Here is a 25,440-nt window from a genome sequence, read left to right as displayed (position 1 = left end):
GCGGTTCACCGGCGGGTAGCGAAGACCTCGTGTAGTTCGGTGCCGGCCAGGGCCGGATCCTGCCGGGTCTCCGGTTCCAGTCCGTACCGGCGCAATTCGGCGCAGAACCGGTCGAGGCGGCCGTCGATATCGTGCACCTCGGCCACCACTGTGCGGATCCGCGGCCAGATCGCGGCCGGGATCCCCATCAGCACATCGAATTCGGCCCGTTCGACATCGATCTTCAGCACGCCGATCGGGCGGTCGGGGCCGTACCGGGCCACCAGGGCGGCGACGGTGGTCACCTCCACATCGATCTGTTCGCCGTCGTGCAGCCCGCTGGTGATCATGTCGATGGCCACGTCGGCCAATCCGCTGTTGCGCAGGAAGATCCGGGTGGACTCGTCGTCGGCGGCCCGGTCGGCATACAGTCCCGAATTCGCCGTCGCGCGCGGGTACCAGGTGAACGGCAGCACACCGGGTTCCGCGCCCACGGCCACCTCGACGGCCGTGCCGTCCGGCACATACGTGGACAGGTTGCGCTGCAAGCAGTCGAAGACGATCGGTGCCGGTTCGGCCGCGATCACCGCGATTCCCGGGCAGCTGTCGGCGAACATCATCGCGCTGAGGCCGATATTGGCGCCGATGTCGACGACCAGGTCACCGGCCCGCAGTCCGGCGGCGGCCTGCCGGTAGAACCCGGCGATCGACATTTCCGACCACAGCATCCGCGCTTCGGCGGGGCTGGTGCACGCCACGGTCCGGCCGTCGTCGAGCCGAAGTTGGTGGAGTGTAGTTCTCATGCGGTGAGGAACCTTTCGAGGAGCGGGCCGATCTCGGCCAGTGCGAACGGATGGGTCAACTCGAGGTGCCGTGCGTCGACGACATTGTTGTGCACGGAACCGGTGATGTGCGGGACCCAAGCGTCGGCGAGCGTATCCGGGTCGTCCCGATCGTGACCCGCGGTGAAGAACAGCAGGTCCCCGTCGAATACGTCCGGGCGGTGAGCATCGGCCAAACCGGCGGCAGACTCGAAACTGTGCATCACCCGGTCGACCTGTTCGCCGGTGAACAGGCCGGTACCGATGATCTGATCGCGGATCACCGCCCAGGCTTCCTCGGCCGAGGACGCGGTCACCGCGTCCCCGAGCTCGAACAACTCCCGCCAGCCGCCCAGCAGGTCGGCCAGCCGATCACCCACGGCCACATCGGACTCCGGCACCTGCACCGCCGCGGTGCCGGGCGCGCTGTCCATCATGGCCAGCAGGGCCACCGTCGCGCCGTCGCGCTGCAGCCGGGTGGCCACGGCGTGCGCGATCTGGCCACCGAGGGACCAGCCGAGCAGGTGGTACGGACCCTCGGGCTGTGCGGCCCGGATCTCGCGGACGTACCGTTCGGCGAGCTCCTCGATGGACTCGGCGCTCGGCTCGCCCGCGACCACGTGCGGGTCCTGCAGGCCGTAGACCGGCCGGTCGCTGTGCAATTGCGCGGCCAGCCCGCCGTAGAACCAGGCCAGTCCACCGGCCGGGTGGATCGCGAACAGCGGGGCCAGATCTCCGCCGGGCCGCAGCGGCAGCAGCACCGACATCCCGGATCCGCCGTCGGTCTCGTCGGCGCGGCGGGCGAGGGCACGCGGGGTGGCGTCCTCGAACATCCACGGCAGTTCGATCCGCACGCCGCGCGCCTGTAGTTCGGTGACCACCATCGTGGCCAACAGCGAGTTACCGCCCAGGTCGAAGAATCCGTCCAGGGCACCGACCCGCTGCACCCGCAGCACCTCGGCGTAGACCTCGACGATGGTCGCCTCGGTATGGTTGCGCGCCGCCTCGGTACGGCCATCGCGAGCGTCGAAGTCGGGTTCCGGCAAGGCCTTGCGGTCCAGCTTGCCGTTCACGGTGACCGGCAGCTCGGGCAGCACCATGATGGCCGACGGCACCATGTAGCCGGTCAGGACCCGTCCGGCCAGCTGCGCGACGTCGCCGGAATCGACCGAACGACCCGGTGCGGCGACGACATAGCCGATCAGCTGGTCGACGCCGCTCTCGTGCCGGCGCACCGTCGCCGCCGCGTGCGCGACATCGGGGTGCCGCAGCAGTGCCGCCTCGACCTCGCCGAGTTCGATGCGGAAGCCACGCAACTGGATCTGCGCGTCGGCCCGGCCCTGGTATTCCAGTTCGAGGCCGTCGGCGGTGCGGCGCCACCGGCCGACGTCACCGGTGCGGTACATCCGGGTTCCGACCGGTCCGAACGGATCCGCCACGAATCGGCCCGAAGTCAGTGCCGCCGCACCGAGATAACCGCGCGCGAGCTGCGCACCGGAGACGTACAGCTCGCCCGCGACGCCCGCAGGCACCGGCCGCAACCGGTCGTCGAGCACATGGACGGTCATGCCGGGCAGCGCGGAACCGATTCCGCCCGTGCCGTTCTCGTCGAGTTCGGCGTAGCTGACGTGCACCGTGGTCTCGGTGATGCCGTACATGTTGACCAGCCGCGGCGAACCCGGTTCGTGGGTGTCGAACCAGCCGGTCAGCTTCGAGGTGTCGAGTGCCTCACCACCGAACACGACGTAGCGCAGCGCGAGATCGTCGGGGCGCGCGGTGATGTCGCCGGTGCCGGCCTCCAGGCGGCGCCGGTAGGCGTCGGCGAATCCGTAGAACGCGGACGGTGTCTGGCTCAGGACCGTGACCCCTTCGCGCGCGACGAGCTCCACGAAAGCGTCCGGGGTGCGCGTGGTGTCGTAGTCGACCACCACCACCCGGCCGCCGGAGAGCAGGGCGCCCCAGATCTCCCAGACCGCGAAGTCGAAGGCGTACGAGTGGAACATCGTCCACACGTCGTCCGGGCCGACGTCGAAATTGCGGGCGGCGTTGACGAGCAGCGTGACCACGTCCCGGTGGCTCACCGCGACCCCCTTGGGGCGGCCGGTGGATCCGGAGGTGTAGATCACGTAGGCGACATTGTCCGGCCGGGCCGGGACCGGGGGCGCCGTGCCGTCGCCGGCGTCGTCGAGAAGTACCACCGGAACATCGAATTCGGGCCGGATCTCGGTGAGCGAATTGCTGTCGCCGATCACCTCCGGCAGGGTCAGCAGCGCGGCCGGCGCGGCGTCGGCCAGCATGAAGCGCAGCCGCTGCGCCGGGTAGCTCACGTCCACCGGCAGGTAGCCCGCGCCGGACAGCGTGACCGCGAGCAGTCCGACGATCAGGTCGGTCGTGCGCGGAAGTGCCACCGCCACCAGTGATTCCGGGCCGACACCACGTTCGGCCAGCCGGCCCGCGACCTGCGCGGCCCGCTGGTACAGCTGCGCGTAGGTCAGCCGCTCCCGGCCGTCGGACACCGCGGTGGCGTCCGGGGTGGCGGCGGCGCGTTCGGCGAACAGGCTGCCGATCGTGGCCTCGGGGACGAGCGCGCCGGGGCGGCCCGCCGCGGCGAGCACCTCCAGCCGTTCGGCGGCGTCCATGAATTCGATGTCGCCGACCGCGAGCTGGGGATCGGCGACCACCGCGCCGAGGATCCGCACGTACCAGCGGGCGAACCGTTCCATCGAGTCCGCGGCGAACAGGTCGGTGGCGTAGGTGAACCGGCAGGTGATGCCCAGTGCCCGGCCGTCGGCGTCGAACCGCTCGACCAGTTTCACGTTGAGGTCGGAATGCGCGGGCTCGTAATAGTTCTCGATCGGTTCCACCCCGATCCCGGGCAGATCGAGGGCCGCCCGGTCGAGGTTCTGATAGTCGATCGTCACCTGGTACACCGGCAGGTGCGCGGTGGAGCGGACCGGATCGAGCGCCTCGACCACCCGCTCGAACGGCACGTCCGCGTGCGCCAGGGCGCCCAGGTCCGTCTCGCGCACCGCGGCCAGCAGCGCGGCGAACGGCTGGTCGGCGTGGACCGCCGAGCGCAGCGCGACGGTGTTGACGAACATGCCGATCAGGTTGTCCAGCTCGCGTTCACCGCGCCCGGACACCGGGGTGCCGACCGTGACGTCGTCGGTGTGCGCCAGCCGCGCCAGCAACACGACCAGTGCGGCGTGCACCACCATGAAGGAGGTGGCGCCGTGCGCGCGGCCGAGCGCCTCCAGCTGCTCCTGCACGACCGCGGGAATCTCGAACTCCACCGACCGGCCCCGCATGGACGCCACGGGCGGGCGCGGCAGATCGGTGGGCAGTTCCAGCAGCGGCGGCGCACCGCGCAGCGTGTCCTCCCAGTAGCGCAGCTGCCGCGACAGCAGCGACTCGGGATCGTTTTCGTCGCCGAGCAGCGCGCGCTGCCACAGCGCGTAATCCGGGTACTGGACGGTCAGTTCCGGCCATTGCGGGGTGGTCCCCGTGGTCTCGGCCTGGTAGGCGGCGGCGACGTCGCGGGCCAGCGGCATCATCGACTGCCCGTCGGCGCAGATGTGGTGCACCGCGATCACCAGAACATAGTCGGTGCTGCCGATTTCGAACAGCTCCGCGCGGATCGGCGGCGCCTGGGTGACTCGGAAGCTCTCCGCGACCACGGTCGTGGCGGCCTTGGCGAGCAACGTCTCGTCGATCCGGACCGGGCTCAGGGCCGGCAGGACCTCGTCGACGTCGACCACCACCTGCCGCGGCGCCCCGTCCACCACGGGGAACTTGGTGCGTAGCGATTCGTGGCGCTCCAGGACCGCGCGGCAGGCGCGCCGCAGGGCGGGAATGTCCACCGCACCGCGCATCCGGATCACCAGTGGGACGTTGTAGGCGCCCACCGACGAATCCAGCTGGTTGAGGAACCACATGCGCTGCTGGGCGGGTGACAGCGGCACCGGCTCACCCGGCACGCGCCGGGCCAGCGGCGGGCGGTCGACGCGCTCGAGCAGGGTGAGCCGGGCCGCGAGATCGGCCAGCAACGGCGCCTCGAACAGATCGCGCACCGCGACCCGTACCCCGAGCGCGGAGCCCAGCCGGGCGGTCAGCCGAGTCGCGGTGAGCGAGTTGCCGCCGAGGTCGAAGAAGTCGTCCCGCATACCGGCCCGCTCCAGCTCGAGCACCTCGGCGCACAGGTCGGCGACCAGCTGCTCGGTCGCGTCACGGGGCGCGAGATACTCTGCGGCCGTCGCGAATTCGGGTTCGGGCAGTGCGGCCCGGTCCAGCTTCCCGGTCACGGTCAGGGGCAGCCGGTCCAGCACCACGCAGGCCTCGGGCACCATGTGGGCCGGCAGCCGCCGGCGCGCGGCGGCCCGGACCCGATCGGGGTCGAGCTCGCTGTCGCCGGTGCCGACCAGATATCCGACCAGCCGGTCGATGCCGCGCTCGTCGGTCCGCAGCAAGGTAACGGCATGTGCGACGGCCGGATCCGCCTCGAGGACCGCCTCGATCTCGGCGAGTTCGAGCCGCTGCCCGCGCAGCTTGACCTGGTGGTCGGCGCGGCCCAGGTATTCCAGGGTGTGGTCGGCGGTCCAGCGCACCCGGTCACCGGTGCGATAGAGCCGGGCACCCGGGTCGTAGGGGTCGGCGACGAACGCGGCGGCAGTCGCGGCCGGGCGGCCCAGATAGCCCTGGGCCGGGCCGACCCCACCCACGTACAGTTCGCCGATCACACCGACCGGCACCGGCCGCAGCCGCGAATCCAGCACCACGGCAACGGTTCCGCGGATCGGGCCACCGAGGGTGACCGGACCGTGCGGGGGCAGCGGATCACTGATCGCGACCATGATGGTCGTCTCGGTGGGCCCGTACCCGTTGTGCAGCCGGCGGCCCGGCGCCCAGGTGGCGGCCAGTTCCGCGCTGACCGCCTCACCACCGGCGACCAGCACCCGCAGGCACTCCAGACCGGCCGGTGACATGGTGGCCAGTACCGATGGCGTGAGGAAGGAGTGTGTGACGCCCTGCGACCGGATCAGGTCCGCGAGTTCGGGACCGGCGTAGGTGTCGGCGGGCGCCACCACCAGGGTCGCGCCGTTCGGGTGCGCCATCAGGATCTCCAGCATGGCGGCGTCGAATCCCGGTGCGGCGACCTGCAATACCCGCGACTCGGTGTCGACCGCATACCGTTCCCGTTGCTCGGCGGCGAAATTCGCCAGCCCGGCGGTGGTCAGTGCCACGCCCTTCGGGGTTCCGGTGGTGCCCGAGGTGTAGATGACGTATGCCGGGTCGGCGGCCCGGATCGGGCGCGACCGCTCCACCGCGGTCGAGGGCTGGGCCGCGATCCGGCGTGCGGTCTCCGGGTCGTCGAGCATGAGCCGCAGCCAGTCACCCTCGGGCACAACGTCTTCCACCTCGGACAGGGTCAGCACCACCCGGGCGGCGCAGTCGGCCAGCATGCCGGCCAGCCGGTCCACCGGGTTGCGCGGATCGAGCATGGCTGCCACCGCGCCGGTCTCGGCCACCGCCCAGACCGCCGCGATCAGCGAGACCGAGCGCGGGAGCACGAGCGCGACGGTGTCGCCCGCGCGCACCCCCGCCGCGAGCAGGCGGTGGGCCAGCCGGTGGGCCATGTCGTCGAGTTCGCGATAGCCGACCCGGGTGGACCCGTGCACGACGGCGTCGCCGTCGGGACGCAGCGCCACCCCGCGGCGCAGCAGATCACTCAGTGCCACAGGCGGTTCCGCCAACCGACCGCGGGCCGGTACCAGCGCCGCTCGCTGGTCCGGCGGGACCAGATCCACGCGGCCGAGCAGGGTGTGCGGCTCGGCCGCGATCCGGCCCAGCATCGCCTCGACCCGGGCGGCCAGCGCGGCGGCCGACGCCGGCTCGATGCGCTCCGGCTGGTACCGGACCCGGACGTGGACCGCGCCGTCGACGTCGTCACGGTGGGCCTGCACGGTGATCGGGTAGTGCGCGGCGTCGGTTCCGCGCACATCGGTCACGCGGACGCCGTCGATCTCCGCTTCGCCCAGCCCGCTGCTGTCGACCGGATAGGACTCGTACACCACGAGTGTGTCGAACAGCTGCCCGGCACCGACCGCGCCCATGATCGCCGACAGCGGGACGTGGTGGTGGTCGACCAGCCGGGCCTTGTCGCCCTGTAACCGCCGAATCGCCTCGGCGAGAGTCGATTCCGGGTTCAGGTCCACCCGGACCGGCAGCGTGTTGATGAACAGGCCGATCATCTGCTCGACGCCCGGCAGCTCGCCGGGCCGCCCGGACACCGTCTCACCGAACACCACGTCGTCGCGGCCGAGCTGACCGGCCAGCACCGTGGCCCAGGCGAACTGCAGGATCGTCGACATCGTGACGCCCTGTGCCGCGGCGAATTCCGTGAGCGCGGCAGTGACCTCGGAGCCCAGGTCGACGGTGAGGTCGACCGGGACCTGGACAGTGGCGTCGGGCCGCGTGCCGGCCAGCAGGGTGGGTTCGAGCCCCTCCCCCAGCACGTCGCGCCACACCGCGACGTCCGCCGCGTCGTCCCGCTCGGCCAGCCACCGCAGGTAGCTGCCGTAGGAGGTGGTGGCGGGCAGGGCGGCGGCGTCGCCGCGCACCGCGTACAGCCCGACCAGCTCGCGCAGCAGCAGCGGCAGGGACCAGCCGTCGAGCAGCAAGTGGTGCGCGGTCAGGACCAGCTGGTATTCGTCCGGTCCGACGGTCACCAGGACCAGCCGCAGCAGTGGCGGCTCGGCAGCGTCGAAGGGCCGCTCGCGTTCGGCCTCGAGTACCCGGGCCAGTGCCGACGGCGCCTCGCCGGACAGGTCGACGGTGCGCCAGGGCAGCTCCACGTGTTCCGGCACGACCTGCGCGATCCGGCCCGCGCCGGTGCGGGGGAAGGCGGCCCGCAAGTTCGGATTCCGTTGCAGCAGAGCGTGAGCCGCGTCCCGGAGCCGGTCGGCGTCGACCGGCCCGGTCAGCGTCAGCTCGGCCTGCGCGGTGTACACGTCGAGCGCGCCGGCGGCGAGTTCGGCGTGGAACAGCAGCCCGGACTGCAGCGGCGCCGGTGGCCAGACCGCGGTCAGCGGGCCGTAGGCCTGCGCGAACCGGTCCAGATCGTCCTGGGTGACCTCGACCAGCGGCGCGTCCGACGGGGACAGGCCCCAGTCCGCGGTCCGCTCGGCCGCGGCGGCGATCTCGACCAGGACGGTGCCCCATTCCCGGGCCAGCTCGCTGACGTCGGATTCATCGAGAATCCTTGTCGCGTAACCGATTCGGGCATTCATCTCCGGGCCGTCCGGGGTATCGGTGATCACCGCGTCGACGGTGAGCGGCGCCGCCGCCGGCATGGCGGGATCGATAGCGAGCCGCTGGTCGAAGTCCTCACTCGCCGGCACCCAGGCCACGTCGGAGAGGGCCGCGACGTCGACGCCGGCCCGGCCGAGGTTGTTGAACGCGATCTGTGGCTCCGGCAGTCCGGCGAGCCGGGCGGCGGTGTCGGGGCGCCGGTAGCGCAGCAGGCCGTAGCCGATTCCCTTGTCCGGCACCGCCCGTAGCTGATCCTTCACCGCGAGCACCGCGGCGGCCGGATCGTCACCGGCGACCTCGAGCACCACGGGATAGGCGCTGGTGAACCAGCCGACCGTCCGGGACAGATCGGCACCGGGCGCGATCTGCTCCTCACGGCCGTGGCTCTCCAGCAGGATCCGCGCGCCGTCGTGCTCGATACCGCGCCGGCGCCGCCAACGGTTCAGTGCCACAACCAGTCCCGCGAGCAAGGCGTCGTCGATGCTGCCGTGCGCGGCGCGCGGCACCGAACCCAGCAGCGCGGTGGTCACCGCGACCGGGACGGTCAGGGTGAGCTGCTCGACCGTGGCGGTCGTGTCCACGGCCGGGTCGAGGGCGGCGCGGCCGAGCAGCGGCTCGGTGTACTCGCCGACGCGCTCCCACAGTTCCACTTCGCCGTCCCGCCCGGCGGCCGCGTCGGTCAGGGCACGGGCCCAGCGGCGCATCGAGGTGCCCACCGCCGGCAGGCCGGCCGGGTCGCCCGTGGTGATCCGCTGCCATGCGGTCACGAAGTCCGGGATCAGGATTCGCCAGGACACACCGTCCACGGCCAGGTGATGGATCACGATCAGGGCGCGTCCGGTGGCGGCGACACCGGGTTCCGGCAACAGGCACACCACCCGCAGCAGATCACCGGTGGCCGGGTCGAGTTGCGCGGCCGCCTCGTCGAGCGCCGCGTCGAGCACCGCCGTGAAGCCGGAGCTGCCCGGGACCGCGTCGGCCCCGAAGGTCCGGACCAGCACCGCGGTCGCGGCGGCCGCGCCGCCCGCGGGCGGCACCTCCAGTCCGTGGGCACCGAGCCGGGCCCGCAGCATGTCGTGCCGGTCGAGGACCGCCTGCACCGTGGCCTCCACGTCCGCGCGGCGGGCGTCGCCGGGCAGACCCACCAGCAGCGTCTGAGCGAACCGGGACACACCCGCGAGCCGCTCCAGATACCAGGACACGATGGGCGTGAACGGGATGTCGCCGACACCGCCACCCGGCAGTTCGGTGAGCTCCGCGCGCCCGGCCGCCTGCGCCGCCGCGGCCAGACCGCGAACCGTCTTGTGCTCGAAGATGTCTCGCGCGGTGATCGGCACACCGGCCGCCTTCAGCCGGGCCGCGAGCTGGATCGACATGATCGAGTCACCGCCCAGCGCGAAGAACGACCCGTCGACCGCGACCCGGTCCAGACCCAGGACCTCGGCGAAGATGCCGCCGATCCGGTACTCCAGCTCGGTCTCCGGCACGGCGACCGAATCAGGCAGCACCGCAATGGGTTCGGGCAGCGCGCGCCGGTTCAGTTTGCCGGTGGCGGTGAGCGGCAGCTCGTCCAGCACCATGATTGTGGTGGGCACCATGTGGTCGGGCAGGGTCCGCGCGATCCGCTCCCGGATCGTGTTGGGGTCCAGCGACTGCCCCTCGGCGGCAACGACATACGCGACCAGGACGGTCTGCCCGGCGCGGCCGGGCCGACTCACCGTCACCGCCGCGCCCACCTCCGCGCAGGCCAGCAGTGCCGCGTCGATCTCGCCGAGCTCGACGCGCTGACCGCGGACCTTGACCTGGAAGTCGGCCCGCCCCACGTATTCCAGGGCACGGGACGGACTCCAGCGGACCAGGTCGCCGGTGCGGTACATCCGGAATCCGGGCTCGTACGGCGAGGCGACGAAGGCCGCCGCCGTCGTGACCGGGCGGTTGAGGTAACCACGGGCCAGATGCGTTCCGGTCAGGTACAACTCACCGGTCACACCGACCGGCACCGGCCGCAACCGCTGATCCAGCACCAGAGCCTGCATGCCGCAGAACGGGTGGCCGATGGTGATCGGGTCGCCGGGCCGCAGCGGGCCGGTCACGGTCGCGGCGATGGTGGTTTCGGTGGGGCCGTACACGTTGTGGAACCGGCGCCCCGGCGCCCAGGCCGCCAGCAGATCCGCGGGCATCGCCTCACCACCGATGGTCAGCATCTGCAGGTGGGACATGCCCTCGGGTGACATGGTGGCGAGCACACCCGGCGTCATGAACGAGTGCGAAACCCTGTGCCGGCGAATCAGTTCCGCGAGTTCCGGTCCGGCGTACACCTCCGGAGGCGCGACGACGAGGGCCGCGCCCGCATCGCAGGCCATGAGCAGTTCCATCATGACCGCGTCGAAAGCCGGTGCGGAGACCTGCAATATCCGCGACTTCGCGGTGATCAGATAGTGCGTACTGCCCTCGGCCGCGAAGCTCGCCAGACCGGCATGGGTGACCACGACGCCCTTCGGCGTCCCGGTCGAACCGGAGGTGTAGACCACGTACACCGCGTCCTGCAGGCGCAGCGGGCGGCGCCGGTCGGCGTCGGTGATCGGGCCCTCGGACCAGGCGTCCCGCTGCGCGATCAGCGCCGGGTCGTCGAGCTCGAGCCAGGACACCGTGTCGGGCAATAGGTTTCCGTCCCGCGCCGAGGTCAGCGTGACGCCCAGGCGCACGCCGGAGTCCTGTACCACGTGCGCGATCCGTTCGGCCGGATAGCGCAGATCGAGCGGTACGAACGCGGCACCGGTCTTGGTGATCGCCCACAGCGCGACGTGGTAGCCGGCCGAGCGCGGCAGGGCCAGCGCGACGAACGTGCCCGGGGCGGCCCCGGCCGCGATCAGCTGCCGCGCCAGCTGGTTCGACCGCCGGTCCAGCTCGCCGTAGGTGAGGGTCTCGTCCGCACCGATGAGGGCGGTTGCGGCCGGGTCGGCCGCGGCACGGGACAGCAGCTCCGGCAGGACGGCGGGAGCCACGTAGGCGGGCCGGCCGGCGGGCAGCAGGGTCGCCGCCTCCTCCGCGTCGAGCAGGCTGATCCTCGCGACCGGCCGAGCCGGTTCCGTCGTGATCGCGGTCAGCACGCGGATCAGGCCGTCGGCGAACCGGCGGACCGTGTCCGGGCCGAAAAGGTCGGTGGCGAACACGATCTCGCCGTCGATCCCGCCCTCGGTGCGCTCGGCGAGGAATACCGACAGATCGGTCTTGGCCTGTGCCACACCGGGATCCAGCACCTCCACATCGATCCCGTCCAGGTCGAAGCGAGGCGCGCCGGCATTGCGCAGCGTGAACATGACTTGGTAGAGCGGCGAATAGGCGGTCGACCGCGTGGGCGCCAGCAGGTCGACCAGCCGCTCGAACGGTACGTCCGCGTGGGCCAGCGCCTCGAGGTCGGCACCGCGCACACCGGCGAGGAAGTCGGTGAACGACAGGTCCTCGTCGATCCGGGTGCGCAGCACGACGGTGTTGACGAACATGCCGACCAGGTCGTCGAGTTCGGGGCGGCCGCGGCCGGCGACCGGCGTGCCGATCGACACGTCCCCGGTCCGGGCGATCCGGCCCAGCAGCAGCGCCAGCGCGGCGTGCAGCACCATGAACACCGTGACACCCTCGCGACGCGCGAGGTCGGTGACCGCACTGTGCAATTCGGGGTCGACCGCGAAGACGATGCGGTCACCCGCGGTGGACAGCACGGCCGGGCGGGGCCGGTCGAGCGGCAGCTCCAGCAGTTCGGGGGCGTCGGCGAGTGCCCGCTGCCAGTAGGCGATCTGGCGGCCCGCCAGCGACGCCGGGTCGTCCTCGGCACCGAGCAGCTCGTGCTGCCACACCGCGTAGTCGGCGTATGTGACCGGCAGCGGCTGCCACTGCGGCGCGAAGCCACCGAGGCGAGATCGATAGGCGGTGAACACGTCTCGGGCCAGTGGCGGCATGGACGCGCCGTCGGCGGCGATGTGGTGGACCACCACCAGCAGCACGTGCTCGTCCGGACCGGTGTGGTACAGCCAGGTCCGGACCGGACCAGCCTGTGCCACATCGAAACCCGCGGTCGCGGCGGCCCGCATGTGCTCGGCCAGGTGCGCGGGATCGACCTCGTCCTCGATCAGCATCGAGCTCTCCGACGCGGGCCGCAGCACCTGGCGCGGCTGCCCGTCGATCGCCGGATACACCGTCCGCAGCGGTTCGTGCCGGGCCACCACGTCGCCGTAGGCGGCACGCAGCGCGTCCACGTCCAGCGGGCCGGTCAGGCGCGCGGCGAAGCAGATGTTGTAGGCGCCCGAGGCCGGATCGAGCTGGTCGAGAATCCACATCCGGCGCTGTGCGGCGGCCAACGGCACCGGCGCGTGCCCGGTGCGGCGAACCAGCGGGACGCTGGTGTACCGCTCCCGCTCCGCGACGCGCTCGGCCAGCGCGGCGACCGTGCGGGCCTCGAACAGATCCCGGATGCCGACCTGGACCCGCAGCCCGGACTCGGCGCGGGCGGCGATCTGCGCGGCCGACAGCGAGGTCACGCCGATTTCGAACAGATCCGCGGCCGTGCTGACCCGGTCCACACCGACGACCTCGGCGACCACCTTGGCCAGCACAGCCTCGGTGTCGGTGCGCGGCGCGACGTACTCCTGGGCGTCGTCGGCCACCGGGGCGGGCAGCGCGGCGCGGTCCAGCTTTCCGTTCGCGTTGAGCGGCAACGATTCCAGCACCCGCACCGCGCCGGGCACCAGGTAGGCGGGCAGCAGGCGGGTCAGTTCGCGGCGGAGTTCGCGCCCGTCCGGTGCGGCGCCGGGGGCCGGGGTCACATAGGCCCAGATCCGGTCCGAGGTGACGACGGCGACCGCTCGCGCGACCGAGTCGATCGTGTGCAGCGCGGCCTCGATATCGCCGGGCTCGACCCGCTGGCCGTGGAACTTCACCTGGAAGTCACTGCGGCCCACGAACTCCAGCTGCCCGGACCTGGTCCACCGGGCCAGATCGCCGGTGCGGTAGAGCCGTTCACCCGGACGGCCGAAGGGGTTCGCGAGGAATGTCGTGGCGGTCAGGTCTTGGCGGCCGTGATAGCCGCGGGCCAGCTGCGCACCAGAGACGTAGAGCTCGCCGACCACCCCGGCCGGCACCGGTCGCAGCCGCGAGTTCAGCACCCACGCCGCCATACCCGTCACCGGCTCACCGATCGGAACTGTCACGCCCACATCGGAATCGGCGGCATCGCACCGGTAGGCGGTGACCACCTCAGCTTCGGCCGGGCCGTACCAGTTGACCACCGCCGCGTTCGGGAACAACCGCAGCGCTCGGTCCGCGGTGCGCCGCGACAGCGCCTCACCGGCCGGGAACACGTGGCGCACCCGGGAAAGGGCTGCGGCGCCGGACTGTTCGAGCAGCACCTCCAGCATCGAGGGCACGAAGTGCACGGTAGTGACGGGCTCGGCGGCCAGGATCGCGGCCAGGTAGCCCGGGTCCCGGTGGCCGTCGGGGGCGGCGACCAGGATCTGCGCGCCGGCGCGCAACGGCCAGAACAGTTCCCACACCGCGATGTCGAAGGTGGTCGGCGTCTTGTGCAGCACCACATCCGAGGCGTCGTGCGGGTATTCGCCCTGGGCCCAGGTGAGTTGGTGGTCGGTCGCGGCGTGCGTCAGTGCCACGCCCTTCGGCGCGCCGGTCGACCCGGAGGTGAACAGCACGTACACGATATTGTCCGGCCGCAACGGCATTCGCCGTTCCGCGGCCCCGATCGGCTCGCCGGACAGCGCCGAGAGGTCCAGGCCGTCGAGCCGGACCCGCTCGATCTCACCGGGCAGCGCGCTCTCGGCGCCGGAGGTGGTGACGATCAGCAGCGGCCGGGCCGCAGCGGTCACATGGGCGATGCGGGCGGCGGGGTGGTCGGGATCGATCGGCACGAACGCCGCGCCGGCCCGCACCACGGCATAGATGGCCACCACCGACTCGAGCGAGCGGCGAATCGCCACGGCCACAGTGGTTTCCGGCCCGGCGCCGCAGGCGATCAGGTACCGCGCGAGCCGGTTCACCTCGGCATCGAACTCCCGGTAGGTCAGCGCACGCCCACCGGGTACCCGCACGGCCACGGCGTCGGGGGTGCGGGCCACCTGCTCGTCGAAGGCCTCGAGGAGGGTCCGGGCCGGCGGAAGCACCACGTCGGACACCCGGTTCAACCCGGTGTCGACCAGATCGATGTCGCCCACCACGACGTCCGGGTCGGCCACGGCCGCGGCCAGCACCCGGACGAACCGGCAGAGCAGCCGATGCGCCGTGTCCGCCTCGAACAGATCGGTGGCATAGGTCAGCCGCAGGCCCAGACCGGTGGGCTCGTTGCGGGGACCGCGCTCCTCGGTCACCATCAGCAGCAGATCCGCGATCGCGGCATCGGCGCCGACGTCCAGCGCGGTCACCGCGAGACCGGGCAGTTCGAGGCGCGCGCGTTCCATGTTCTGGTAGGCGAGCATCACCTGGAACAGCGGCGAATGTGCCGTCGACCGAACCGGATCGAGCATCTCCACCAGCTGCTCGAACGGGACGGCGGCGTGGTCGAAGGCTTCGATGTCGGTGCGGCGGTTCAGATCCAGCAGGTCGGCGAACCGCTGGTCGGGCCGCACCCGCGTGCGCAGCACCAGCGTGTTGACGAACATGCCGACCAGCCGGTCCAGGGTGCGGTCGCCGCGTCCGGCGTGCGGCACACCGATGGTGATGTCGTCGCCGCCGGACAGCCGGGCCAACAGCACCGCGAGCGCGGTGTGCACGACCATGAAAGTGGTCACCCCGCTGCGGCGGGCCAGCGTCTCGAGCCCCGCCGCCACCTCGGCCGGAACGGCCAGCGAGACGGTCGCGCCGTGATGCGACTGCACGAGCGGGCGGGGACGATCGGCAGGCAGATCCAGCAGTTCCGGGATCCCGGCCAGCTGGCTGTGCCAGTAGGCGATGTCGCGGCCGGACAGCGACTCCGGGTCGTCCGGTGATCCGAGCAGATCCCGTTGCCACAGGGCGTAATCCGCGTACTGCACCGGCAGCGGCGCCCAGTCCGGGATCCGGTCGGCGCGGCGCGCCGCGTAGGCGGTGAGGATATCGGCGGTCAGCGGTGCCACCGAGAAGCCGTCGCAGCTGATGTGGTGCACCGCCAACGCGAGCACGTGCGTGGTGTCCGACAACCGGAACAGGGCGATGCGCAGCGGCGGGGCCTGGACCACATCGAATCCCGTGCCGAAGAAGGCGGTCAGTTCCGCCGGCAGGTCCGCTTCGGTGGTCGTGCGCAGCCGCAGGTCACAGCTCGCCACGACGTCGGCGGCGGGCAGGATCACCTGCGCCGGAACGCCGTCGATCGCGGGGTAGGTGGTGCGCAGGATCTCGTGCCGGTCCAGCACGTCGCCCAGCGCGGATGCCAGTGCGGCGGTGTCGAGCTCGCCGTCGAGCCGGACCGCGAGCGGCACCACGTAGGTGGCCGTGTCGGATTCGATCCGGTTGAGCAGCCACATCCGATGCTGGGCGTGCGACAACGGAATTCGTTCGGGTCGCGGACCGGCCACCAGGGCGGGCAGACCGGCCGCGTCGGTGCGCAGGCGCTCGACCCAGCCGGCCAGTTCGGCCACCGTGGGTGCTTCGAAGATGGCGCGCACCGGGATCGACACGCCGAGCACGTCACCGACACGGGCCAGGGCCCGGGTGGCGAGCAGCGAGTTCCCGCCCAGTTCGAAGAAGTTGTCGTCGGCGCCGACGGCCGGGTGCCCGACCAGTTCGCCGATCACCTCGGCGATCGTCTGCTCGGTGATCCCGCTGGGTGCCCGGTAGTCGGTGGCGGCGGCGGTGGGATCCGGCGCCGGCAAGGCCCGATAGTCGATCTTGCCGTTGGTGGTGAGCGGCATCGCCGGGATCCGGATCACCTGCGCGGGAACCATATACGCGGGTAGCCGCTCGAGCAGGAAGGACCGCACGGCGCGGCTGTCGAGGGCGTCGTCGTCGCCCACGATGTAGGCGGTGAGGATCTGCTCCCCCGCCACCGCCCGCACCCGCGCGACCGCGGTGCTGATGTGCTCGTGGGCGAGCAGTGCCGCCTCGATCTCGCCGAGTTCGACGCGCAGGCCGCGGATCTTGACCTGGAAGTCGCTGCGGCGCAGGTACCGCAGCCGGCCGTCGGCGGTCCAGCAGACGAGGTCGCCGGTGCGGTAGAGCCGGTCACTCCGGAGAGCGGACTCTGGAACACTGCGGGCTCGAGCCGTGCTGTGCGCGGACCCGAACGGGTTTGCGACGAAACGCTCCGCGGTCAGTCCGGGGCGGCCGAGATAGCCTCGGGCCAGCTGAATTCCGCCCAGGTACAGCTCGCCGGTCACGCCCGGGGGCACCGGCCGCAGCCGCTCGTCGAGGACGTGCACGGTGACGCCGGCCTCGGGCGCGCCGATCGGGACGATCGGGGTGTCGAGGGCGTCGATCTCGCCGGCGGTGACGCTGACCGCCGCCTCGGTGGGGCCGTACAGGTTGTCGACCCGGGCGCCGCTGATCTCGCGCAACCGCGCCACGGTGCCGCGGTCTAGTGCCTCACCGATGCACAGCACCTGACGCAGCGCGCTCAGGTCGTAGGTATCCGGTTGGGCCGCAACCACATCGGCGAAGACGGACAGCAGCGACGGCACGAAGTCGGCCACGGTCACGCGGTACCGGGCGCACAGCCGCGCGATCGCGCTCTGGTCGACGTGATCGTCACGCCCGGCGACCACCAGGGACGCGCCGGACACCAACGCGGAGAACAACTCCCACACCGACAGGTCGAAGGTGACCGGGGTGCGCAGCAGCAGCGTGTCGGCGGAGCCGAGGCGGTAATGCATACGCATCCAGCACATCTGGTTCGCCACCGCCGCGTGCGGCAGGGCCACGCCCTTGGGCACGCCGGTCGAACCGGAGGTGAAGATGATGTACGCCAGGTCCGCGGGCCGCAGCGGGCGCGACCGCTCGGCGTCGGTGACGGGCGCGGTGCTCGTGCCCGCGGTCACCGGTTCGCCCAGCTCCCAGGCGGTTACGTCGGCGGGCAACTCGACGGTGTCACCGGCGCGGGTCAGCACGGCGGCCGGGCGCGCGGCGTCGAGCACCGTGCGCAGCCGGTCGGCCGGATGATCCGGGTCCAGCGGCAGATACGCGGCGCCGGCCGCGTGGATCGCGTACAGGGTGCGCAGCAGGTCGACCGACCGCCGCATCGCCACCGCGACCACGTCACCCGGGCCGACACCGCGCCCGATCAGCACCCGGGCCAGCGCGTTCACCTCGTCGGCGAACTCGCGATAGCTGCGCCGGACACCGCTGTCGGCGTCGATCACCGCGACGTGATCCGGGGTGGCCGCCGCCTGGGCGGCGAACAGGTCCGGCAGCGTCGAGCCGGCCGCGGACGGCACCGGTCCGTGTTCCCACCGTTCCAGGTCGGCGCGCTCCTGCCCACCGAGCAGCGCCAGATCGCCGACCGGGCGGCCCGGTTCCGCGATCGCCCCGCGCAGCACCCGCGCGAACCGCTCGAAGAACGACCGGACCGTGGTCTCGTCGAACAGGTCTGTCGCATAACCGAATTCGACCCGAATCGGGCCGGGCAGGCCGTCGGGCCCGAGGCTGTCGACCAGGTTGAGGTGCAGATCGTATTTGGCGACACCGGGATCCACCAGCTCGGCCGCGGCCCGCAGGCCGGCCAGCTCGACACTGGGCACCTCGATGTTCTGGAACGAGAAACCGATCTGGGTGAGGGGCGCGTGCGCGGTGCTGCGCGGCGGATTCACCACCTCCACCAGGCGTTCGAACGGAATATCGGCGTTGTCGAAGGCACCCAGGTCGCAGGTGCGAGTGCGGTCCAGGATCTCGGTGAACGGCGCCTGCCCGTCGACCCGCACCCGCAGTACCAGGGTGTTGACGAACATCCCGATCAGTGGGTCGAGGTCCGGTTCGCCGCGGCCCGCGATCGGGGTGCCGATCGCGATGTCGTCGGTGCCGGACAGCCGGGCCAGCAGCACCGCGAACGCGGCATGGGTCACCATGAACACCGTCGTGCCGCGGCTGCGCGCGAAACTCACCAGATCCTGGTGCAGATCGGCGGGCAGGGTCGCCGACAGCATCGCACCGCGCAGCGACTGCTGGGCCGGGCGCGGGCGGTCCGCCGGCAGATCGAGCACCTCGGGCAGCTCGGCCAAGGCGGCCAGCCAGTACCGGATCTGATCGGCGCTCACGCTGTCGGGATCGTCGTCGGTGCCCAGGAATCCGTGCTGCCACAGGGCATAGTCGGCGTACTGCACCGGCAGTGGTGTCCACGCCGGGGCCGTGCCCCGGTGCCGGGCGTCGTAGGCGGCGCCCAGATCGGCGGCCAGCGGCGCCAGCGACGAGCCGTCGATGGCGATGTGGTGCACCACCAGGAGCAGAGTGTGCTCGTCGGAGGCGGTGCGCAGCAACGTGACCCGGAACGGCACCTCGGTCCGGACGTCGAAGCCGGCGGCGGCCTCGGCATCGATTCTGGCCTGCAACAGTTCCGCCGCGACCATCTCCGGAATCAGCTCGGGTGCACAGTCTTCGGCGGCGAGGATCTGCTGGAACGGGCCGGTATCGCTGTCGGGGTAGCGGGTGCGCAGGGTCTCGTGCCGGAGCACGACGTCCGCCAACGCGGCGCGCATGGCGTCGATGTCCAGCGGTCCGGACAGCCGGACCACCACGGGCACGTTGTACACGGCCGAGCCGGTGTCGAACTGGTTCAGGAACCACATGCGGGCCTGGGCCGGCGACAGCGGGATCCGCTCCGGGCGCTGGGCCGGGCCCAGCGGGAGGCGGCTGCCGCGGGTGCCGCTGGTGTCGATCGGCACCGAATCCAGGTGGCGCGCCAGCGCATCCACGGTCGGGGCGTCGAACAGCACGCGTACCGGGACGTCGATGCCGAAGGCGCTCGACAGCCGAGCCGCCACCTTCGTGGCGGTCAGCGAATTACCGCCCAGGTCGAAGAAGTTGTCCAGCGCGCTCACGTCGGTGGCACCGAGCACCTCGCCGTAGATCTCGGCCACGACCCGCTCGTTCGCGGTGCGCGGCGCGATGTCGCCGGCGGTGCGGGTGAACACCGGCTCGGGCAGGCGGGCCCGGTCGAGCTTGCCGCTCGCGGTGAGCGGCAACCGGTCCAGGACCAGGCAGACGTCCGGCACCATGTGCGCGGGCAGCAGGCGGCGGGCCTGCGCGCGCACCGCCTCGGCGTCCACGTCCGCCCCGCCGACCAGATATCCGACCAGGCGGCCCGCGCCGGTGCCGCCGTCGGCGACCGTCACGACCGCGTGGGTCACGGCCGGATCCCGCGCCAGGACGGCCTCGATCTCGCCCAGTTCGGTGCGCTGACCGCGGATCTTGACCTGGTTGTCGGCGCGGCCCAAGTAGTACAGCTCGTGGTCCGCGGTCCAGCGCACCAGGTCACCGGTGCGGTACATGCGGGCGCCCGCGACGTACGGGTTGGCGACGAAACTGGCCGCCGTGGTGACCGGACGCCCGACGTAGCCGCGCGCCAATTGCACACCGCAGATGTAGAGTTCGCCGGCCACGCCGGTGGGTACCGGCCGTAGTCGATGGTCGAGTACGAGTGCCGCGACGCCGCGGATCGGGCCGCCGATGGTGACCGGCCCGGCCGCCGCGAGCGCGTCGCTGATCGCGACCATGATCGTGGTCTCGGTGGGCCCGTACCCGTTGTGCAGCCGCCGGCCCGGCGCCCACGCCGCGGCCAGGTCGGCGGTGAGGGCCTCACCGCCGGCGACGAGTACTCGCAGGCAGCCGAGCCCGTACGGCGACATCGACGCCATCACCGTTGGGGTGAGGAAGGCGTGCGAAACCCCGTGCCGCCGAATCAGATCGGCGAGTTCGGTACCCGCGTACACCTGTTGCGGCGCGACCACCAGCGTGGCACCGCCTGGGTGCGCCATGAGCAGCTCCAGCAGGACGGCGTCGAAACCCGGTCCGGCACCGAGCAATACCTTCGCAGTCGGCGTCACCCGATACCGATCCTGTTGTTCGGCAGCGAAATTCGCAAGACCGCTGTTGGTGACGGCCACGCCCTTGGGCACACCGGTGGTCCCGGAGGTGTAGATGACGTAGGCCACGTCCTCGGCGCGCACCGCCCGGCCGCGCTCGGCGTCGGTCACCGGTGTCGCCGGGTAGCCCGCGATCTCGGTGCGGACCGCCGGGTCGTCGACCACCAGGCGCAACCAGTCGCCCTCCGGCACGAGTTCCTCGGTGTCGGTGAGCGCCAACACGACTCGCGGTCCGCAGTCGTCGAGCATGGCACGCACCCGGTCGCGCGGATTGCGCGGATCGACCAGCACCAGGCTCGCGCCCGACTTGGCGACCGCCCACACGCAGCGCACGAAATCGACCGAGCGCGGCAGCACCATGGCCACCACGTCGCCGGGACCGGCGCCGGCGGCGAGCAGCCGGCGTGCGAAGCGGTCGGACAGCTCGTCCAGTTCGTCGTAGCCGATGCGGCGGTCGCCGCACACCACAGCCGCCGCGTAGGGCGAGATCTCGGCACCGCGGGCAAGCAACTCCCACAACGGAATTCCGGGTACCGCCGGGGCACCCCGGCGCGGCAGCAGTTCGGCCCGTTCGAGCTCCGACAGCAGCGGCACCTGGCCGACCCGCACGTCCGGGTCCGCCACCACGGCGGCCAGGATCCGGTTCAGCCGGGCGGCGAGCGCCTCGGCGGTGGACTGCTCGAACAGATCGGTGGCGAAGTTGATCCGCAGCGCCACATTGCCGCCGGGGGCGGTGTTGCCGGCCACACTGATCACCAGGTCGACCTTGGCCGGTTCCGGGCCCGGATCGACCACCTCGGCGGTCATGCCCGGCAGTTCCAGGCGCGGCAGGTCGGTGTTGTCGAAGGCCAGGTACACCTGGCACAGCGGGGCGTGCGCCAGCGAACGGTGCAGGTGCAGCTCGTCCACGACCCGATCGAAGGGGACGTCACCGTGCGCGAAAGCGTCGAGATCGACGTCCTTGACCCGTTCCAGCAGGGCGCTGAAGGTGTCCTCCGTCGATACCGGTGTGCGCAGCGCGACCGTGTTGACGAACATGCCGACCAGCGGTTCGAGATCGCGTTCGCCGCGACCGGCCACCGGCGCGCCCACGACGATGTCGGCACTGTCGGACATCCGGGCCAGCAGCAGGGCCACGGCCGCGTGCACGACCATGAACGCGGTGACATCGGCGGCCCGCGCGAGGTTTTCGACCGCCGCGTAGACGGGAGCCGGGATCACGGTGTCGACGATGCCGCCGCGCAGCGAGGCCCGGGCCGGGCGCGGCCGGTCCGTGGGCAGCTCGAGCACCTCCGGCGCGCCGGCCAATTGCGCTGTCCAATAGCGCAACTCGCTGCCGAGCAGGGCGTCGGGATCGTCGTCGGCGCCGAGCAGCCGGCGGTGCCAGACGGCGTAGTCGGCGTACTGCACCCGCAGCGGCGCCCAGGCCGGTGCGGTGTTCTCGGTCCGGGCGGCGTAGGCGATCGCGAAGTCGGCGGCCAGCGGGCGCAACGACGCACCGTCACAGCAGATGTGGTGCAGCACCAACACCAGCACGTGCTCGAGCGGATGGCCGGTCGACAGCAGTTCCGCCCGGATCGGCGCCCGCACCACGAGATCGAAGCCCGGCAGGATCAATTCCCGGATCCGGTCGGCCAATTGGGCCGGCTCGACCGGCTCGGGAATCAGCGGGAACTGGGCCAGCACCGCTTCGGCGGACAGGATGTCCTGGGTGCCGTGGCCGTCGACCGCGGGATACCGGGTGCGCAGCGCCTCGTGGCGTTCGAGCACGTCGCCCAGCGCGGCCCGCAGATCGGCCACGTCCAGGGTGCCGCTCAGCCGCAGGACCAGTGGAATGTTGTAGGCCGCGGAGTCGGGATCCGCGCGGTTCAGCAGCCAGATCCGGTTCTGCGCGGGCGCGAGCGGGACGGCACCGTGCCGGGGCTCGGCGGTCAGCGGCGGGCGCACCCGGCGCCGGGCCCGGCCGACACACTCGGCCAGTTCCGCCACCGTGGGATGGGCGAACAGATCACGCACGGACAGTTCGCATTCCGCGGCCTCGGCGATCCGCACGACGGCGCTCGCGGCGGTCAGCGAGTTGCCGCCGGACTCGAAGAAGCTGTCCGCGGCGCCGACCCGCTCGACGCCGAGCAGGTCCGCGAAGACCGCCGCGACGATCCGTTCGGTCTCGGTGCTCGGCGCCACGTACTCCGCCGCCACGATCGGGGCGGGTTCGGGCAGCGCGCGGGTATCGAGCTTGCCGTTGACGGTGAGCGGAAGTTCCTGCAGCACAGTCAAAGTCGTGGGGATCATGTACTCCGGCAGTACGGTGCCGGCCTGGGCGAGGATCGCGGCGGTATCGCAGACGGCGCCGTCCACCGGTACCACGTATCCGTCGAGCCGGGCGGACTCGGTGCCCGGCGCGTGCACCACCACCGCGGCGGCCGCCACCGCCGGATGCGACAGCAGTCCCGCCCGGATCTCGTCCAATTCGACTCGGAAGCCACGCAATTGGACCTGCTGGTCGGCGCGGCCGCGATACTCCAGCCCGCCGTCGTGCCGGCGCCGGGCGACGTCACCGGTGCGGTACAGGCGGCCGCCCGGCACCCCGTACGGGTCGGCCACGAACCGGGCCGTGGTCAGATCCGGGCGCCCCAGGTAGCCGCGGGCCAATTGGGTTCCGGACACGTAGATCTCGCCCCACGCGCCGATCGGCACCGGCCGCAGCCGGCGGTCCAGGACGTAGGTGCGCAGACCGGGCAGGGCCGCTCCGATGATGCTCGGCGCCCCCGGCGCCGCGTCCGCCGGGCCGAGCTCGGTGTGCGTGACGAACACCGTGGTCTCGGTGATGCCGTAGCTGTTGACCAGCACCGGCACCTCGGGATGGTCGGTGTACCAGGGTGCCAGGGCTGCCGGCTCCAGGCCCTCACCCGACAGCACCACCAGCCGCAGCGCGAGGTCGCCCACCTCGTCGCCCGACCGCAGTCGGCGGTGCTGGGCGGCGGCGAACTGATAGAACGCCGACGGTGTGTGGCTGAGCACGGTCACTTGCTCACGCGCGACCAGCCGCACCAGATCGGCGGGGGCGCGGGCGGTCATGGCGTCGACCACGACGATCCGGCCGCCGCTGACCAAGGGGCCGAAGATCTCCCAGATCGAATAGTCGAAGGCCATCGAGTGCAGGAAGGTCCACACGTCGCCGGGCCGGATCCCGAAGGTCTGGTTCGCGTTGGCCAGATAGGTGACCACCGCGCGGTGACTGATCACCACGCCCTTGGGCCGTCCGGTCGAACCGGAGGTGAAGATGACGTAGGCGGTGTCGTCCGGGTGCAGGGGCGCGCGGCGGTCGGCGTCGGTGATCGGCTCGACCGGCTCGCTGCCGCGCAGCGCGGCCGAGTCGACGACCAGCCGGCGCGCGGGGTCGGCCGGAACCCGGTCGCGGGTCTCGGCATCGGTCAGCACCGCCACCGGATCGGCTTGGCCCAGAATGTATTCCAGTCGTTCGGCCGGATGGGTCACGTCCAGCGGCAGATATCCGGCGCCGGACTTCAGCACCGCGAGCATGGCGGTGATCAGCTCGATGCCCCGCGGCAGCGCTATCGCCACCAGCACACCGGGTCCCGCACCCCGCGCGATCAGCTGCCGGGCCAGCCGGGTCGAGGCCTTGTCGAGTTCGCGGTAGGTGATCGTGGTGGTGCCGTCGGCGATCGCGACCACGTGCGGCGACGACTTCGCCTGGCGCGCCAGGGCATCGACGAGGGTGCCCTGCGGTGTCAGGCCGTCTTCGCCGGCCAGCGGGCCGAGTACGAGCTCCTCCTCGGCCGCGGCGATCAGGCGCAGATCCCGCACCTTCGCTTCGCCGGGGGTGACGAGAAAGCGGTGCAGGAATTCGACGAATCCGTCCGCGTGCGCGTCGATTTCGCCCTGTTCGTACAGATTCTCGTTGCCGTGCAATTCCAGCAGGATCGGTGCGTCCGGTCCGGATCGATAGAGGTTGAGCTGAAGATCGTCGAGCACACCGGAGGTGAGCGCGCGATAGCTGCCGACCGCTTCACCCAATCGGATATCACTGTCGAAGAAGACGATATTGATCACCGGGCCGAACGAATTCGCGGCCGGGTCGATCGCCGACGATTCCCGGCGCAGATCCTCGAACCGGTAGCGCTGATGCCGAAGTGCCGAGACGAGTTCGGCGCGCGAGGATCGGACCAATTCCTCGACCGTGGTGTCCGCGTCCACCCCGAATCGAATCGGGACCATATTCGCGAGCATCGCCGAAGCATTGCGCAATTTCATCGTCACGCGGGCACTGACGGGTACCGACAACACCACGTCCTCGGTGCCGGTCATCCGGGTGAAGAATGCCGCGAATGCCGCCACCACCACCTGTGCGGCGGAGGCATCGAGTTCGGCGGACCGGCCGTCGAGCAGCGCGCGCAGTTCGGCCGGGAATTCCCGCGTCGCGACCCGGTCCTTGCTCCCGGGTCGCGCGGACCGGCCGGAGAGGCCGATCGGAGTGGGCAGACCCGCGACCTTGTCCAGCCAGAATTCCCGGTCGGCGACGAAGCGGGAACTCGACCGATAGGCCTGCTCCTCTTCGGCCACCTCGCGCAGGTCGGCGGCGACCAGTCGCGCCACGGGCCGGCCCTGCAGCATGGCGGTGTAGTGCTCGGCGACGCGGCTGAGCAGGTTGAAGGCGCCGTAGCCGTCGATGACCAGGTGGTGGGCGCGCGCGTACCACAGGTGCAGATCGGTGCCGATCCGGATCAGCCGCGTGGTGGCGAGCTGATGCTGGTTGATGTCGACCGGCCGGGTGTAGTCGTTGTGCATCCATTCCCGGGCCGCGGCGAGCGGATCGGGCTCGCCGCTGAGATCCAGGACCAACTCGTTGAAGCTGATGCTGCGGTCGACCACCTGATAGGGCCGCCCGTCGTGTTCGACGATGCGGACCTGCATGGACTCTGTTTCTTCGGCCGCCTCGCGGACCGCTTTACTGAACGCGACGACGTCGAGTGGACCGGCAATTTCGACATACTGCGCGATATTGGTCGCCGATCCGCTGTGCGCGCTGTCGGCGAACCACATGCCGTATTGCGCGGCGGATAGCGGAATCAGATCACGCTCGTCGATGTTGCGACCGAAAGAATCCATGGCTGTAGCCCTCTCCCTTGCTCCAGACCCGCGACAGACGTAGAAGTCCGCGCGTTTTCCCACCTGATGTCAGTGCGTACACACGGCACACAGGCCCCGAAAGGGCGTAGATCTACTCCAAAACGGGTGCAGCAGGGAGATCGTGGTTCGAGACC

The 25,440-nt window shown here is 71.4% G+C and carries 2 protein-coding genes; both read right to left on the bottom strand.

What is annotated here, in order from left to right; all coding sequences use genetic code 11:
* Positions 1-5: 5 nt before the first annotated feature.
* Positions 6-782, bottom strand: a complete 777-nt coding sequence (locus EBN03_RS01785; protein ID WP_122186057.1) for an FkbM family methyltransferase — start codon at positions 780-782, stop codon at positions 6-8.
* A complete protein-coding gene (locus EBN03_RS01780) occupies positions 779-25,285 on the bottom strand; it encodes a non-ribosomal peptide synthetase (protein WP_122186056.1) in 24,507 nt (8,168 codons plus the stop codon). The genes EBN03_RS01785 and EBN03_RS01780 overlap by 4 nt, the downstream gene beginning before the upstream one ends.
* Between the last annotated feature and the right edge of the window lie 155 nt (positions 25,286-25,440).

It is taken from the genome of Nocardia stercoris (assembly GCF_003696265.1).
GTDB classification, from domain to species: Bacteria; Actinomycetota; Actinomycetes; order Mycobacteriales; family Mycobacteriaceae; genus Nocardia; species Nocardia stercoris.
This window is presented reverse-complemented; position numbering and strand designations above follow the sequence as displayed.

Excerpts from the sequence above, each read along its gene's own strand:
- EBN03_RS01780 (WP_122186056.1), bottom strand. The coding sequence starts at position 25,285 with ATGGATTCTTTCGGTCGCAACATCGACGAGCGTGATCTGATTCCGCTA.
- EBN03_RS01785 (WP_122186057.1), bottom strand. The coding sequence starts at position 782 with ATGAGAACTACACTCCACCAACTTCGGCTCGACGACGGCCGGACCGTG.